The 14,245-nt window shown below is 56.9% G+C and carries 13 protein-coding genes; 4 read left to right on the top strand and 9 right to left on the bottom strand.

The features are described 5' to 3' along the window. Positions 1-9 precede the first annotated feature (9 nt). Positions 10-579, top strand: a complete 570-nt coding sequence (locus HA41_RS07020; RefSeq protein WP_094120170.1) for a SadB/YajI family lipoprotein — start codon at positions 10-12, stop codon at positions 577-579. Positions 580-641: 62 nt separating this feature from the next. Here HA41_RS07020 and secF read toward each other — a convergent pair whose 3' ends face one another. The 5 genes from secF to queA form a co-directional block, all read right to left on the bottom strand. After that, on the bottom strand, positions 642-1,610 hold the full coding sequence (secF, locus tag HA41_RS07015; RefSeq protein ID WP_031374694.1) for a protein translocase subunit SecF: 969 nt from the start codon (positions 1,608-1,610) through the stop codon (positions 642-644). A gap of 10 nt (positions 1,611-1,620) precedes the next feature. Continuing rightward, complete coding sequence (gene secD / locus HA41_RS07010; protein WP_094120169.1) at positions 1,621-3,468, bottom strand: protein translocase subunit SecD; 1,848 nt, start codon at positions 3,466-3,468, stop codon at positions 1,621-1,623. A gap of 25 nt (positions 3,469-3,493) precedes the next feature. Further along, entirely contained in the window at positions 3,494-3,826 is a 333-nt protein-coding gene (yajC, locus tag HA41_RS07005) for a preprotein translocase subunit YajC (protein ID WP_031374695.1), read from the bottom strand. Further along, the gene (tgt, locus tag HA41_RS07000; protein WP_031374696.1) at positions 3,826-4,974 is read right to left on the bottom strand and encodes a tRNA guanosine(34) transglycosylase Tgt; all 1,149 of its coding nucleotides are present in this window, start codon (positions 4,972-4,974) and stop codon (positions 3,826-3,828) included. The genes yajC and tgt overlap by 1 nt, the downstream gene beginning before the upstream one ends. Positions 4,975-5,049: 75 nt before the next feature. Beyond that, a complete protein-coding gene (queA, locus tag HA41_RS06995; protein WP_094120168.1) occupies positions 5,050-6,120 on the bottom strand; it encodes a tRNA preQ1(34) S-adenosylmethionine ribosyltransferase-isomerase QueA in 1,071 nt (356 codons plus the stop codon). Between the two features lie 103 nt (positions 6,121-6,223). Here queA and HA41_RS06990 point away from each other — a divergent pair, with 103 nt between their 5' ends. From HA41_RS06990 to HA41_RS06980, 3 genes are all read left to right on the top strand, one after another. Then, positions 6,224-6,805, top strand: a complete 582-nt coding sequence (locus HA41_RS06990; protein WP_094120167.1) for an acyl carrier protein phosphodiesterase — start codon at positions 6,224-6,226, stop codon at positions 6,803-6,805. A gap of 207 nt (positions 6,806-7,012) precedes the next feature. Further along, positions 7,013-7,825: an inositol monophosphatase family protein gene (locus HA41_RS06985; RefSeq protein WP_094120166.1), complete on the top strand. Its 813-nt coding sequence runs from the start codon at positions 7,013-7,015 to the stop codon at positions 7,823-7,825. Beyond that, complete coding sequence (locus HA41_RS06980) at positions 7,826-9,091, top strand: histidine-type phosphatase (protein WP_425270642.1); 1,266 nt, start codon at positions 7,826-7,828, stop codon at positions 9,089-9,091. 469 nt (positions 9,092-9,560) lie between these two features. On the opposite strand, the gene proY is transcribed toward HA41_RS06980, so the two are convergent. From proY to HA41_RS21770, 4 genes are all read right to left on the bottom strand, one after another. Then, positions 9,561-10,913, bottom strand: coding sequence for a proline-specific permease ProY (proY, locus tag HA41_RS06975; RefSeq protein ID WP_094120165.1), 1,353 nt, complete (start codon positions 10,911-10,913; stop codon positions 9,561-9,563). Between the two features lie 70 nt (positions 10,914-10,983). Continuing rightward, a complete protein-coding gene (brnQ, locus tag HA41_RS06970; RefSeq protein WP_094120164.1) occupies positions 10,984-12,303 on the bottom strand; it encodes a branched-chain amino acid transporter carrier protein BrnQ in 1,320 nt (439 codons plus the stop codon). A gap of 390 nt (positions 12,304-12,693) precedes the next feature. Continuing rightward, entirely contained in the window at positions 12,694-13,797 is a 1,104-nt protein-coding gene (locus tag HA41_RS06965) for a cobalamin-independent methionine synthase II family protein (RefSeq protein ID WP_094120163.1), read from the bottom strand. A gap of 194 nt (positions 13,798-13,991) precedes the next feature. Next, on the bottom strand, positions 13,992-14,243 hold the full coding sequence (locus tag HA41_RS21770) for a PstS family phosphate ABC transporter substrate-binding protein (RefSeq protein ID WP_482809938.1): 252 nt from the start codon (positions 14,241-14,243) through the stop codon (positions 13,992-13,994). Between the last annotated feature and the right edge of the window lie 2 nt (positions 14,244-14,245).

Genomic DNA, 14,245 nt, shown 5'->3' with positions numbered 1-14,245 from the left:
GGATAACTTATGATCAGGACGGTTTGGGCGCCAGCAGCACTTTCACTGGCGTTACTGAGCGGGTGTAGTACCCCGGTGACGAACCCGCAGGTTAAACAGTTGCATCAGGAAGTAAGCCAGCTTAATCAGCAGATGCAGCACCTAACCACTCAGGCGAGTGCGCTGGAGATTCAGGGGCAGCTTAACAGTCACTCAACCAACGGCGCATGGCTGGTGCCACAGGCAAATATCCCGGTGGCATTGCAAACTCAGTTTGGCACGCTGCGACTGACGCTATCGCCGGTAGTGGCAGAAGCCAGTGGATCACGGGCTACGCTGTCGATTCGTGCCATGGGCGATCAACCGTTGCCTGCGCTGCATGCGACGGTCATCTGGGGCGTACTGGACCCGGCAACCGGCAAGCCGCTTAACAGCGACAGCCTGAGCCAGACCATTGCTCTCCCCGCCTCACTGTTACCGCAACATACGGCTGATGTCCCACTGCGGCTGAGTGGCCTGACGCCGGATCAGCTGGGATACATCCGCGTGCATGATGTCACTGCTGACGCACCGGCTCAAACCGGTCCTGCTGCGCCTTAACCGGCGCAAAAAAAAAACGGGCTGCCATCACTGGCCGCCCGTTTTTCATCACTCTGCCGCGTTTACGGCAGAATAGAAGGCTGATCCGCACCCTCTTTTTCGACTTTCTGCACCAGCATATGTTCACGCTTCATGCCCAGCTTCAGCGCCAGCGCCGACGAGACATAAATCGATGAAATCGTACCGATGGTCACACCGATCAACATGGTCAGTGAGAAGCCTTTCAGCAACGCACCACCAAAGATGAACAGGATGAGGATCATCGCCAGCGTAGTCAGTGAGGTAATCAGGGTACGGCTTAACGTCTGGGTCAGCGACACGTTGGTAATGTCGTAAGAGCTGCCGCGCCGAATCTTGCGGAAGTTCTCACGAATACGGTCGGAAACCACAATTTTATCGTTAAGCGAGTAGCCAATTACCGACATCAGCGAGGCGACAATCGTCAGGTCAATCTCAATCCGGAACAGCGCCAGCAGGCCGCAGGTGATGATCACATCATGCGCCAGCGCCAGTACGGTGCCCAGCGCCAGACGCCACTCAAAGCGAAAACCGATATAGATCAGGATCGCAATCAGTGCCGACAGCAGTGCCATCGCACCCGCCTGCGCCAGATCGCTACCCACGCTCGGGCCCACGAACTCGATACGCTTAACAGTGGCGTTCTGCTGGGTCGTCTGGTTGATCACCGAGACCACTTTGTTGCCTAACTCGGTGCCTGCCGGTCCGCTGACCGGCGCCATGCGTACCATCACGTCACGGCTGCTGCCAAAGTTCTGCACCAGCGGCTCGTCAAAGCCCGCTTTCACCAGGTCGCCACGCAGCGTATCGAGATCGGCCGGTTTTTCCAGCGCGATCTCAATCACCGTACCGCCGGTGAAATCGAGTCCCCAGTTGAAGCCACGGATGCCGACAATGGCAATCGCGGCGACGATCAGCAGACCTGAGATGATGAAGGCCAGCTTATCCCAGCGCATAAAGTCGACGACTTTACGCCCGTGGTTCAACTGCTCAATGTTATATTCCTGTGCCACAACGCACTCCTCAGATAGACAGCTTGTTGATGCGTTTGCCACCGTAAACCAGGTTAACAATGGCACGGGTACCGACGATCGCGGTGAACATTGAGGTCGCGATACCAATTGCGGTGGTAATCGCAAAGCCTTTGATCGAACCGGTGCCGACCGCGTAAAGAATGATCACTTTAATCAGGGTGGTCACGTTCGCATCGACAATACTGGAGAAGGCACCCTTATAGCCCTCATGAATCGCCTGCTGAACCGAGCGCCCGTTACGCAGCTCTTCTTTAATACGTTCGTTAATCAGTACGTTAGCATCGACCGCTACTGCCAGCGTTAACACAATACCGGCAATACCCGGCATGGTCAGGGTCGCACCTGGCAGCAGTGACATGACGCCGACAATCAGCACCAGGTTCACCAGCAGCGCACTGGTCGCAATCAGACCAAACTTCTTGTAGAACACCACCATAAACAGGATCGAGGCGAGCAGGCCCCACAGGCAGGCTTCCAGACCCTGAGTAATGTTTTGCTGACCCATGGTCGGGCCGATGGTGCGCTCTTCCACAATCTGAATTGGCGCAATCAACGCACCGGCACGCAGCAGCAGCGACAGCTGACGCGCTTCGTTCGGGTTGTTGATACCGGTGATGCGGAAGCTGTTCCCGAGGCGAGACTGGATGTTAGCGACGTTAATCACCTCTTCCTGTTTCACCAGAATCGAACGGCCATTGGCATCTTTTTTACCGCTGTCTTTGTACTCCACAAACAGGGTCGCCATCGGCTTGCCGATGTTGTCCTTGGTGAAGTTCGACATGATGTTACCGCCCGCGCCATCCAGTGAAATGTTCACCTGTGGCTGGTTGTACTCATCCATGCTGGAAGTTGAGTCGGTGATATGGTCACCAGTCAGGATCACCCGCTTGTAGAGCACCACCGGCTGGCCGTCACGCATATCTTTTACTTCAGAGTCACCCGGCACCCGGCCACTGGCCGCCGCGCCAGGATCAACGCTGGTGTTAACCAGACGGAACTCCAGCGTTGCGGTCGCACCCAGAATCTCTTTCGCGCGTGCCGTGTCCTGAATCCCTGGCAGCTCAACCACAATACGATCAGAACCCTGACGCTGCACCAGCGGTTCGGCCACGCCCAGCTGGTTCACACGATTACGCAGAATCGTAATGTTCTGCTGAACCGCATATTCACGCGCTTCGCTCAGGCGTGCGTCGCTCATGGTGGCGCGCAGCGCATCGTTGCCGCTGCTGTTGATCACCAGGTCCTGATGACGGGAGGCCAGCCAGGAGACAGCAGCATCACGGCTGGCGGCGTCACGGAAACGAATTTCCACGCCGTAGTTCGCGATTTTGTTGACGTTGGTATAGGGAATATTTTTGGTGCGCAGGTCGCTACGCAGGGTATCGGCATTCTGCTCCTGCAGCTTGCCTAAGGCGGTGTCCATGTCCACTTCCATCAGGAAGTGTACGCCGCCACGCAGATCGAGACCGAGTTTCATCGGTTCCGCTGACAGCATCGTCAGCCAGCGTGGCGTAGCCGGTGCCAGGTTCAGCGCCACCACATACTCTTCGCCCAGCGCTTTCATGATCGCTTCACGAGCGCGTAACTGCACATCGGTATTAGCAAAGCGCGCGGTAATGGCGCCATTTTCCAGCGCAACGGATTTGCTCTGGATATTGTCTTGTTTTAATGCGGACTGAATGCGATCCAACGTCTGCTCACTGGCGGCGCTTCCGCGCGCGCCAGTGACTTGAACGGCCGGATCCTCACCATAGAGGTTGGGAAGCGCATACAGCAGGCCGACGAGAATCACGACGACCAGCATCACATACTTCCACAAAGGATAACGATTTAACACGGCAGTTCCCTTAGGGAAGATAGAATTACAGCGCCTTCATAGTACCTTTCGGCAGAACGGCAGCGACGAAATCACGTTTAATGACCACTTCATTGGTCTCATTCAGCGCGATAGAAACGTAGCCAGTGTCAGACACTTTTGTTACGCGACCTACCAGGCCACCGCTGGTCAGTACTTCATCGCCCTTAGAAATGGAATCCATCAGCTTCTTGTGCTCTTTGGCACGCTTCTGCTGCGGACGCAGGATCATGAAGTAAAAAATCAGACCAAACACCACCAGCATGATCACCAGAGAATACGGACTTCCCTGCGACGGTGCGCCTGCTGCGGCCACGGCGTCAGAAATGAAAAAGCTCATTAAATTTCCCTCATAGATGAATTATCAGACGTTAAAGGCGGAACTTCTTTGCCCGTCCGTTGGTAGAACTCGTTTACAAAGCGCTCTAATTTACCCTCTTCGATGGCCTGGCGTAAACCTGCCATCAGGCGCTGGTAATAGCGCAGATTGTGAATCGTGTTGAGACGCGCGCCCAGTATTTCGTTACAACGGTCCAGATGATACAAGTAGGCGCGGCTGTAATTGCGACAGGTGTAACAATCACACTCAGCATCCAGCGGTGCGGTGTCATCTTTATATTTCGCGTTGCGGATTTTCACCACACCGTCAGTGACAAAAAGATGGCCGTTACGCGCGTTGCGGGTTGGCATCACACAGTCGAACATATCGACACCGCGACGGACGCCTTCCACCAGATCTTCAGGTTTACCGACACCCATCAGATAGCGCGGTTTATCCTGCGGCAGCTGCGGGCAGACGTGCTCAAGAATACGGTGCATGTCCTGTTTAGGTTCACCCACCGCCAGGCCGCCCACAGCGTACCCATCAAAGCCAATCTCTACCAGACCTTTCACCGACACATCTCGTAAATCTTCGTAAACCGAGCCCTGGATGATGCCAAACAGCGCATTTTTGTTGCCGAGGCTGTCAAAACGGTCACGGCTGCGTTTTGCCCAGCGCAGCGACATCTCCATTGAGCGTTTGGCATAGTCCCAGTCCGCCGGGTACGGCGTACACTCGTCGAAGATCATGACGATATCGGAGCCGAGGTCATACTGAATCTCCATCGATTTTTCAGGATCGAGGAAAATCGCGTCGCCGTTGATTGGGTTACGGAAGTGCACGCCCGCTTCGGTGATCTTGCGGATGTCCCCGAGGCTGAAGACCTGGAAACCGCCGGAATCCGTCAGGATCGGCCCTTTCCACTGCATAAAGTCATGCAGGTCGCCATGCAGTTTCATGATCTCCTGACCGGGACGCAACCAGAGATGGAAGGTATTGCCCAGAATAATCTGTGCGCCGGTCTCCTGTACTTCTTCCGGCGTCATGCCTTTTACCGTGCCGTAAGTGCCGACCGGCATAAATGCGGGGGTTTCCACCACGCCGCGATCAAAAATCAGACGGCCACGGCGCGCGCGCCCGTCTGTGGTATCAAGTTCAAATTTCACAAAGCCTCCACCGGAGAAACAGTCCGATGTCTATAACCCTGCGCCGCCAGGCGTAAAAGGTCATGGGTTAATAAATCAGTCGCCAACTTTTTCCATCGGCGCCTGCGGATTTTTGCTGATAAACATCGCGTCACCATAACTGAAGAAACGATATTGCTCAGCCACGGCAGCGCGGTAGGCTGCCATGGTGTGCTGGTAACCGGCGAACGCCGAGACCAGCATAATCAGGGTAGATTCGGGCAGGTGGAAATTGGTGATCAGCGCATCGATCACCTGATAGTGGTAGCCCGGATAGATAAAAATCTGAGTATCGTCGAAGAACGGCGCAATCAGCGCATCCTGACTCGCTTTGGCCGCGCTCTCCAGCGAACGCACCGAGGTGGTGCCAACCGCGACCACCTTGTTGCCGCGCGCCTTACAGGCCAGCACCGCATCCACCACCTCCTGTGGCACTTCCGCATATTCGGCATGCATGTGATGCTCTTCGATGTTGTCGACGCGCACCGGCTGGAAGGTTCCGGCCCCGACATGCAGCGTAACAAACGCCATCTCAACGCCCTTCTCTTTCAGCGCCTGAAGCAGCGGTTCATCGAAGTGCAGACCGGCGGTAGGGGCCGCGACGGCACCCGGACGGGCGCTGTAAACGGTCTGATAAAGCTCGCGGTCAGCCTCTTCATCCGGGCGAACGATGTAGGGCGGCAGCGGCATATGGCCGACGCTGTTCAGGATATCGAGCACCGCCCGCTCATCGTCAAAGACGATCTCGAACAGCGCATCGTGGCGCGCCACCATGGTCGCTTTAACGCTCTCATCTTCTCCCAGCAACAGGGCGGCGCCCGGCTTAGGCGCTTTTGAGGCGCGCACATGGGCCAGCACCCGCTTATCGTCGAGCATCCGCTCCACCAGCATTTCGATTTTGCCGCCGCTGGCTTTACGACCAAAGACGCGCGCCGGGATCACGCGGGTGTTGTTGAACACCAGCAGATCGCCTGGATTGAGCTTATCCAGCACGTCGGTAAAGACACCGTGCGTCAGTGCGCCGCTGGGACCATCGAGCGACAGCAGACGACAGCCGCTGCGCTGCGCCTGCGGATAGTGGGCAATCAGGGATTCAGGCAATTCAAAAGCAAAATCGGCGACACGCATGAAAGAGTTCTTTCTCAGGCAAAAACAGGCGGCACAGTTTAGCGGAAAACCGACCAATTCTGAACAACTGGCTGCGCAAAGGCAGTTCAGCCTATAATACGCCATGAACTTTCTTGCGCATCTCCATCTGGCCAGACTGGCCGACAGCTCGTTACTCGGCAATTTAATGGCCGATTTTATCCGCGGTAACCCGCACCAACACTGGTCCACGCCGGTGGCGGACGGCATTCTGATGCATCGCCGGCTCGACGTGATGACCGATGCACTGCCGGAAGTGCGACGCGCTCGTCAGCTGTTCCGGCCGGAAACCTACCGCGTCGCCCCGATCACCCTTGATGTCATCTGGGACCATTTTCTCGCCCGTCACTGGCTGAAATTCACTCCGGACCTGACCCTGACGCAATTTTCTGCCGCCGCCGAGCGCGAAATTATGCCGCAGCTGGCGGCGACGCCGGAACCCTTTCAGCAGCTGAATGCGGTGATGTGGCGTGAGCGCTGGTTTGAGCACTATGCCGAGCCTGCACGTCTGGAACGGGTGCTGCATGGCATGGCCAGTCGTCGCCCGCGACTGGCAGCGCTGCGCGACTCTTATCAGGATTTCACGGAAAATTACGATCAGCTCGAAGCGCTGTTTTTCATTTTTTATCCGCGTTTAATGGCGCTGGCGACGGCCAGGACGCTGTAAAAGCTGATTCTATTCTGTTGGCCGGCCGATGCCGGCCAACACCGCACAAAAAAAGCGGGCTACCCGCCCCCTCCCCATCTTGCCATCGTCTCTCAACTGCGGCTTAATGAAGCCTTTCTTAACAATGGTTAAGCAAAACACACAGCCAGACCGCCTGTTCAGGCGCGACTTCCGTTCGCTATGGCAAAAAAATCATAAGAGGGAAAGATGTCATCCGCTTCGCATTCTGAAATTGACGCGCGTTACCGTTACGCCTGCGACATCGCCCGCGCGGCGGCCAGCCGGGCTTATTCGTGGTATCAGCAGCGTCAAAACCTGGTAGTGGAACACAAAAGGGATCTGCAGGACGTCGTCAGCGAAGCCGATCGCAACGTCGAAGCCTTAATCAAGACGTTGATTGCCGAGCGCTTTCCGGACGATGCCGTTTACGGCGAAGAGAGCGGCGGCGAGCTCGCTGATGCCAGGTTTATCTGGGTGGTCGATCCGATTGACGGCACCGCCTGTTTCGTCAACGGACTGCCTAACTGGTGCGTTTCACTGGCGGTGGTGTGTGACGGGGAACCGGTGATTGGCGTGGTATGCGATCCCAATCATCAGGAGCTGTTCCATGCCCGACAGGGCCAGGGCGCATGGGTCAATGAGACCCGGCTGCAGGTTCATGCCGGCCAGCAGCTCAACGAAGGCTTGCTCGGTATCAGCAACTCCAGCCGCACCGGCGGAGAAAGTGTCACCCGACTGATCAGCGGGCTGATTCAACAGGGCGGCATGTTTATCCGCATCGGTTCTGGCGCGCTGACCAGTGCCTGGGCGGCGGCGGGTCGGCTGATTGGCTACTACGAAGCGCATATGCATCCGTGGGATAGCCTGCCGGGTATCGTGCTAATGCGCGAAGCGGGCGGCATGACCAACGATTACCTTGCTAATGACGGCCTGAAAAAAGGGAATCCGGTATTGCTGGCGAATGCCGCACTCTATCCACAGATTAAAGCGCTGACCGGCAATCGCGCCCTGGATGAATAAATGATGCGTAACCGGTGGCGCAGCTGGGTGTTAACGCTAAGTTCCCTCTGGCTGCTGAGTCTGCCGCTACAGGCGGCGCCGCAGCCTCACTATCAGCTGGAAAAAGTGGTCGAGCTGAGCCGCCACGGCGTGCGGCCACCGACGCCGGGCAACCGGAAAGAGATCGAAGCCGCCAGCCAGCAACCCTGGACGGTGTGGTCAACGGCGGATGGCGAGCTGACCGGTCACGGTTACAGCGCCGTGGTCAACAAGGCGCGCTGGCAGGGCGAGCACTACCGTCAGATCGGTTTGCTGCCGGCCGGCTGTCCGTCCTCAGCCGACGTCTATCTGCGCGCCAGTCCGCCACAGCGTACCCGCGGCACCGCTCAGGCGATAGCTGATGGCGCGTTTCCTGGCTGCGGCGTGCCAATCCATTACGTGGCGGGTAAGATTGATCCGCTGTTCCAGAGCGATAAGCTGGCAATCGCAAAAACCGATCCCGATCGGGAGTTAGCGGCAAAGCAGCAGAAAGCGGGCGATCTGGCACAGCTACAGCAGCAACTGCAGCCGGCGATTCAGCAGCTGAAAGCGGCGGTCTGCCCGCCCACCGCTCGCTGTGATTTTTTTGATCGTCCGTGGCAATTTAAACAAACCCGCAGCGGCAACACCTATGTTCAGGGGCTGAGCGTGATGGCCAGCATGGTGGAGACGCTGCGGCTGGGTTACAGCGAAAATCTGCCGTTCGATCAGCTGGCATGGGGACATATCACCCACGCAGCGCAGATCACCTCTCTGCTGCCGCTGCTGACCGCCAATTATGATCTGAGCAACGATCTGCTCTATCAGGCGCAGCGTCGGGGATCGATCCTGCTTAACGCGATGCTGACCGAAATTGCCAGCACAACCTCCTCCACCCGCTGGCTGATTCTGGTGGCGCATGACACCAATATTGCGATGGTGCGTACGCTGCTGGGATTTGACTGGCAGTTGCCCGGATACGCCCGTGGTAATATCCCACCCGGCGGCAGCCTGGTGCTGGAGCGCTGGCGTGACAGCCAGAGCGGCGAGCGTTTTCTGCGGCTTTACTTTCAGGCCCAGAGCCTGGATGGCCTGCGGCAGTTGCAGCCGATTGATAATGCACATGCCTTATTACGTCAGGAGTGGCATCAGCCAGACTGCAGGATCACCGAGATGGGTCTGCTTTGCCCTTATCAATCGACGCTGGCCCAATGGCAAAAACGGCTGGACGATCGCGCCACACTCCCGGTTTCGGTCAGATTGCCCTGATCCTGCGGCTAATCAAATTTGCGCCGCTGTCGGTATGCGGCGTTTCCACGATTAATTGGTTGGATCACCGCGGGCGGGGAGTTTTCTTATTTAAAATAGCCTGGCTACCCGCGGCGTTAATTTTGATTTACGATAAGTGCGTCAATCATCCCTTTTTATTACTCTGATTCTCTTGAATATTTCGGCGACTGGTTTCGCCGTTTTTTTATTTCTTCACCGCTCTCTGCCGTCCAGCTCCCCCCAACCTGACCTCCTCACCGCAGATGTTTACCTGACCGCCAGCCATTGCCTGCAAATAATCCGCTGCCTGGGGTAAAAGGTCATTCCCCCAACAGGAGACGAAAAACCTGGTGGGCGCAGTGTGGTTGCTCAGATGAAACGTCCGTAAAGGAGCAGCAAATCAGTATCAGGGGGAGAGGAGGATGCGTTGCGCCTGCGGCTCCCCGGCATTCGGGGAGCCGCAGAGAGATTAGTGTGGTTTGCGCACCAGCTTATAGCCCAGCAGCAGCACCACTATCCACACCATGCCGACATAGAGCGACACCCGGGTATCCGGGAAATAGCCAATCAGCGCAATGATAAAGCAGAGGAAGGCGACACCAACCCCGGCGGTCCAGCTGCCGCCAGGTAACGCAAATTTCAGCTGGCTGGCGGCCTGTTTGCCAATTTTGCGGCGGAAAGCGATCTGCGACAACAGAATCATGATCCACACCCAGACCGTGGCAAAGGTTGCCAGCGAGGCGATCACCAGGAACACTTTCTCCGGCATCAGATAGTTAAGATAGACCGCAATCAGCATCGCGAACATCATCACCACCACCGTGACCCACGGAATGCCGCGTGAAGAGACCTTCATAAATATCTTCGGTGCGTGTCCCTGCTGGGCCATGCCGTGCAGCATACGCCCCACGCCAAACACGTCGCTGTTAATGGCGGACAGCGAGGCAGTCAACACCACAAAATTCAGAATCGAGGCCGCCGCCGCGATGCCCAGATGCTGGAAGGTCAGCACAAACGGACTGCCGGAGGTGCCCACCTGGTTCCACGGATAGATCGACATAATCACAAACAGGGTGCCGACATAAAACACCAGGATGCGCCACGGGACCGAGTTAATGGCACGTGGAATCGACTTCTCCGGGTCCTTCGCTTCACCGGCGGTGATACCGATAATTTCGATCCCACCGTAAGCAAACATCACCATCTGCAGCGACAACAGCATCCCGACCACGCCGTGGGCAAAGAAGCCGCCGTTGGTCCACAGATTGTGGATGCCGGTCGGCTGGCCACCGTTACCGATGCCCCAGATAATCATGCCGAAACCGGCGAGGATCATCACGATAATGGTGGCGACCTTAAAGAAGGAGAACCAGAACTCGACTTCGCCGAACACCTTCACGCTCATCAGGTTGACCGCGCCGATAATCAGCACCACGCTCAGCACCCATATCCAGTGCGGCACCTCGGGAAACCAGACGCCCATATAGATGCCGAACGCCGTCACATCGGCGATCGCCACAATCAGAATTTCAAAACAGTAGGTCCATCCGGTGATGTAGCCCGCCATCGGCCCGAGATAATCCTGGGCGTAGCGTGAGAAGGAGCTGGCCTGGGGATTGTTGACGGACATCTCGCCCAGCGCACGCATAATGATGTAGGCCACTGCCCCGCCGATAATATAGGCGAGCAGCACGCTGGGTCCGGCCATTTTGATCGCATCGGCGGAACCGTAAAACAGCCCGGTGCCAATCGCCGATCCCAGCGCCATAAAGCGGATGTGGCGCGTGCTCAGTCCGCGTTTGAGCTTGTTGGTTTCTTGCATAACAACCTGTACCTGTGAAATGAAAAAACCACGGGCAAGCCCGTGGTTAAAGAAAAATCAGTGCCGTCTGTTACGAGTGAACGGTAACCTGTTCGCGTCCCTTAACCCGATCGACCACGGCGGCAACCAGCAGCATCACCAGCGACGGCGGCAACCAGGCGAGACCTTGATCGGCCAGCGGCAGGTGCTGACTGAATGCAGGCAGCAAATCTTTAAACCCGGTGGTTTTAATCGCATCCACAATGCCGAACAGCAGGCTGATCAGCATGGCAGGCGCGATAATCCGGCTGCTCTTGTTCCACCAGTTCAGGGTGAAGCTCAGCACCACCAGCACGATACAGGGCGGATAAATCGCCGTCAGTACCGGGATGGAGATCTGAATCAGGTGGCTCAGGCCGAGGTTCGACACCACCATCGAGAACAGACCAAGGATAAACACCAGCGTTTTATACGACAACGGCAGGTATTGCGCAAAAAATTCCGCACAGGCGCAGGTCAGACCGACTGCGGTGACCATACAAGCCACGAAAATCAACGCTGCCAGGAAGAAGCTGCCCATGCTGCCAAACGTCTGCTGCACGTAGGCATGCAGAATCGCCGCACCGTTGGCATCCTGCGCAACCAGCGCGCCGCTGCCAGAGCCCAGTTTAAACAGGCAGAGGTAAACCAGCGTCAGGCCAACGCCAGCAATCAGGCCAGCCAGCACGGTATAGCGCGTCAGCAGCGCGGCATTATCCACGCCGCGTGAACGGGCAGCATTCACAATGACGATGCCAAACACCAGCGCGCCCAGCGTGTCCATGGTCAGATAACCATTAACAAAACCGCTGGAGAAGGCCGCACGCTGATAATCTGCGGTCGCCGGGATGGTGCCGCCCGCCGGCCACACCAGCGCAGCGACGCCCAGCACGGTCAGAGCCACAATTTTTAACGGCGCAAGAAAATGACCGACGGTGTCGAGCAGTTTGCCTGGATAGAGCGACACGCCAATCACCAGCGCAAAGTAGATCAGGCTGTAGATAAACAGTGGCATCGCGCCGTCACCGGTCAGCGGCGCAATCCCCATCTCAAACGAAACGGTGGCGGTGCGCGGCGTGGCGAACAGCGGTCCGACAGCCAGGTAGCAGACGGTGGCCAGCACCAGACCGGCAACCTTACCGATTGGGGTACTGAGCGCATCGACGCCGCCGCCGACCCGAGCCAGCGCGACCACGGTCATCACCGGTAAACCCACCGCGGTGATCAGAAAGCCAATAGCGGCGGTCCAGACGTGCTCACCGGACTGAATGCCCACCATCGGCGGAAAAATGATGTTGCCCGCGCCAACAAACAGGGCAAATGTCATGAAGCCCAGCGCGAGAATGTCTTTCGAAGTTAAACGATGTGTCATACGGCCTGTCACTGATGTTGCGGTGGAAGTTGAGTTTATGTTGTCCCCTCGCTGCGTTAAAACCGCGACCAGCCAGCCAATGTCAGCGCATTATGCTCGTCGTGAGGTGAAGCGCAGGTGATTTAAACTGCTTTTTTTCTGTTCACGGGGGATGGATCGACAACGGGGCTAAGTAAAACGTTTATAGCGAGGAAAGGCAATACGGGATCGGAAAACCAGAAGGTTATCCTGTTATTTAGAATGAAGCCAGTGGATAGCGTTAATTTTTAGCGCAGGCACCCAAGATGATGTGCCTAAATAATAAACAGACCGCGAGGATTCTCCGCATAACGACAGTCATAAATGCACAAAAGGCGCGTTTTACGCGCCTGTTTGCACAGCTTTACAGCCTTACCAGAGCTGTTTTGCGATATCGACCACCAGGCGAATCTTCTGCCACTGCTGATCTTCACTCAGGCTGTTGCCCTCTTCAGTAGAGGCAAAGCCACACTGTGGGCTGAGGCAGATCTGGCTGAGACTCACGTATTGCGCGGCTTCTGCCAGACGCGCTTTCACCTGCGCGGGATCTTCCAGTTCACCCGATTTGGTGGTGATCAGCCCCAGTACTACCTGCTGATGACCCGGCTTAATGAAGCGCAGCGGCTCAAATCCGCCGGAGCGGGCATTGTCATATTCCAGGAAGAAGGCGTCGACGTTGACGCTGCCAAACAGGATCTCTGCTACCGGCTCGTAGCCGCCTTCTGAGATCCAGGTTGAGCGGAAGTTGCCGCGGCAGACATGCAGGCCCACGGTCAGATCGGCCGGTTTATCTTCCAGCGCCTTATTCAGCACCTGCGCATAGGTCCGCGCCAGCGCCTCCGGATCGTCACCGCGCGCCCGGATCTCACGCTTCTGATCTTCTGAGCAGAGGTAGGCCCAGACGGTGTCATCCAGCTGCAGATAACGGCAGCCCGCATCGTAAAACGCCTTAATCGCCTCTTTGTAGGTCCGGGCCAGATCGTCAAAGTAATCCGCCAGATCCGGATAAACCTGCGCGTCGATCACTTTGCGCCCGCCACGGAAGTGCAGCACGCTGGGGCTGGGAATGGTCATTTTTGGCACTGCATCACCGGCAACGCTTTGCAGGAAGCGGAAGTGCTCCAGCATTGGATGGCTGGAAAAGCCGAGTTTGCCCACCACTTTCACGCCATGCGCTTTGGTCTGCACGCCGTTGAACTGAATCCCCTGCTCGGCTTCATACGCTTCTACGCCATCCAGACCGTAGAAAAAGTCAAAGTGCCACCAGCCGCGACGAAACTCGCCATCGGTCACTACCTGCAGACCATTTTCACGCTGTTTCGCGACCACATCACGAATGGCGTCATCTTCAACCTGGCGCAGGGCGGCGGCATCAATCTCTCCGGCAGCAAACTGCTCACGCGCCTGCTTAATGGCGGCGGGACGGAGGAAGCTGCCAACGGTATCGGCGCGGAACGGGGCGGTTTGTCTTTGCATGATCACTCCTGACTCGCCTGCCGATGGTTACGGCAGGAAATAATTGCGTTCGGATATAAATAGCCATCTGGACGGCTAAATGTCTGAAGGCAGAGTGACATGCGTGCGGTGCAACTGCAACAGAAGAAAATTCAACAGACGTGAAGAAAATTCATGTTGATGGCGGGAAGGCGACAGCGCGTTGCCGTTACCGATCAGTGCAGCGCCGCGCGCGCCTGTTCCATCTGACGATCAGAGAGCGGCAGGTAACCCGCTTCACTGACGCGCCGCTGTCCCTGCACCGAGAGCACCTGTTGCAGAAAGGCCGCCACCAGCGGCGGTAACGGCTTGCCCGGTGCCTTATTGACATAGAGATAGAGCGGACGCGCCCACGGGTAGCGGCCGCTGCGGATCGCTTCCGCATCGGGTGGCACAGCTTCGCCCTGCGGGTTAACCACTGACAGCATCT

Origin of the sequence: Pantoea conspicua (assembly GCF_002095315.1) — a bacterium.
Lineage (GTDB): Bacteria > Pseudomonadota > Gammaproteobacteria > Enterobacterales > Enterobacteriaceae > Pantoea > Pantoea conspicua.
This window is presented reverse-complemented; position numbering and strand designations above follow the sequence as displayed.

What these genes read in the sequence shown, in the direction of transcription:
- HA41_RS07020 (WP_094120170.1), top strand. Translation starts at nt 10, where the DNA reads ATGATCAGGACGGTTTGGGCGCCAGCAGCACTTTCACTGGCGTTACTG.
- yajC (WP_031374695.1), bottom strand. Translation starts at nt 3,826, where the DNA reads ATGAGCTTTTTCATTTCTGACGCCGTGGCCGCAGCAGGCGCACCGTCG.
- queA (WP_094120168.1), bottom strand. Translation starts at nt 6,120, where the DNA reads ATGCGTGTCGCCGATTTTGCTTTTGAATTGCCTGAATCCCTGATTGCC.
- HA41_RS06990 (WP_094120167.1), top strand. Translation starts at nt 6,224, where the DNA reads ATGAACTTTCTTGCGCATCTCCATCTGGCCAGACTGGCCGACAGCTCG.
- HA41_RS06985 (WP_094120166.1), top strand. Translation starts at nt 7,013, where the DNA reads ATGTCATCCGCTTCGCATTCTGAAATTGACGCGCGTTACCGTTACGCC.
- HA41_RS06980 (WP_425270642.1), top strand. Translation starts at nt 7,826, where the DNA reads ATGATGCGTAACCGGTGGCGCAGCTGGGTGTTAACGCTAAGTTCCCTC.
- proY (WP_094120165.1), bottom strand. Translation starts at nt 10,913, where the DNA reads ATGCAAGAAACCAACAAGCTCAAACGCGGACTGAGCACGCGCCACATC.
- brnQ (WP_094120164.1), bottom strand. Translation starts at nt 12,303, where the DNA reads ATGACACATCGTTTAACTTCGAAAGACATTCTCGCGCTGGGCTTCATG.
- HA41_RS06965 (WP_094120163.1), bottom strand. Translation starts at nt 13,797, where the DNA reads ATGCAAAGACAAACCGCCCCGTTCCGCGCCGATACCGTTGGCAGCTTC.
- HA41_RS21770 (WP_482809938.1), bottom strand. Translation starts at nt 14,243, where the DNA reads ATGCTGTCAGTGGTTAACCCGCAGGGCGAAGCTGTGCCACCCGATGCG.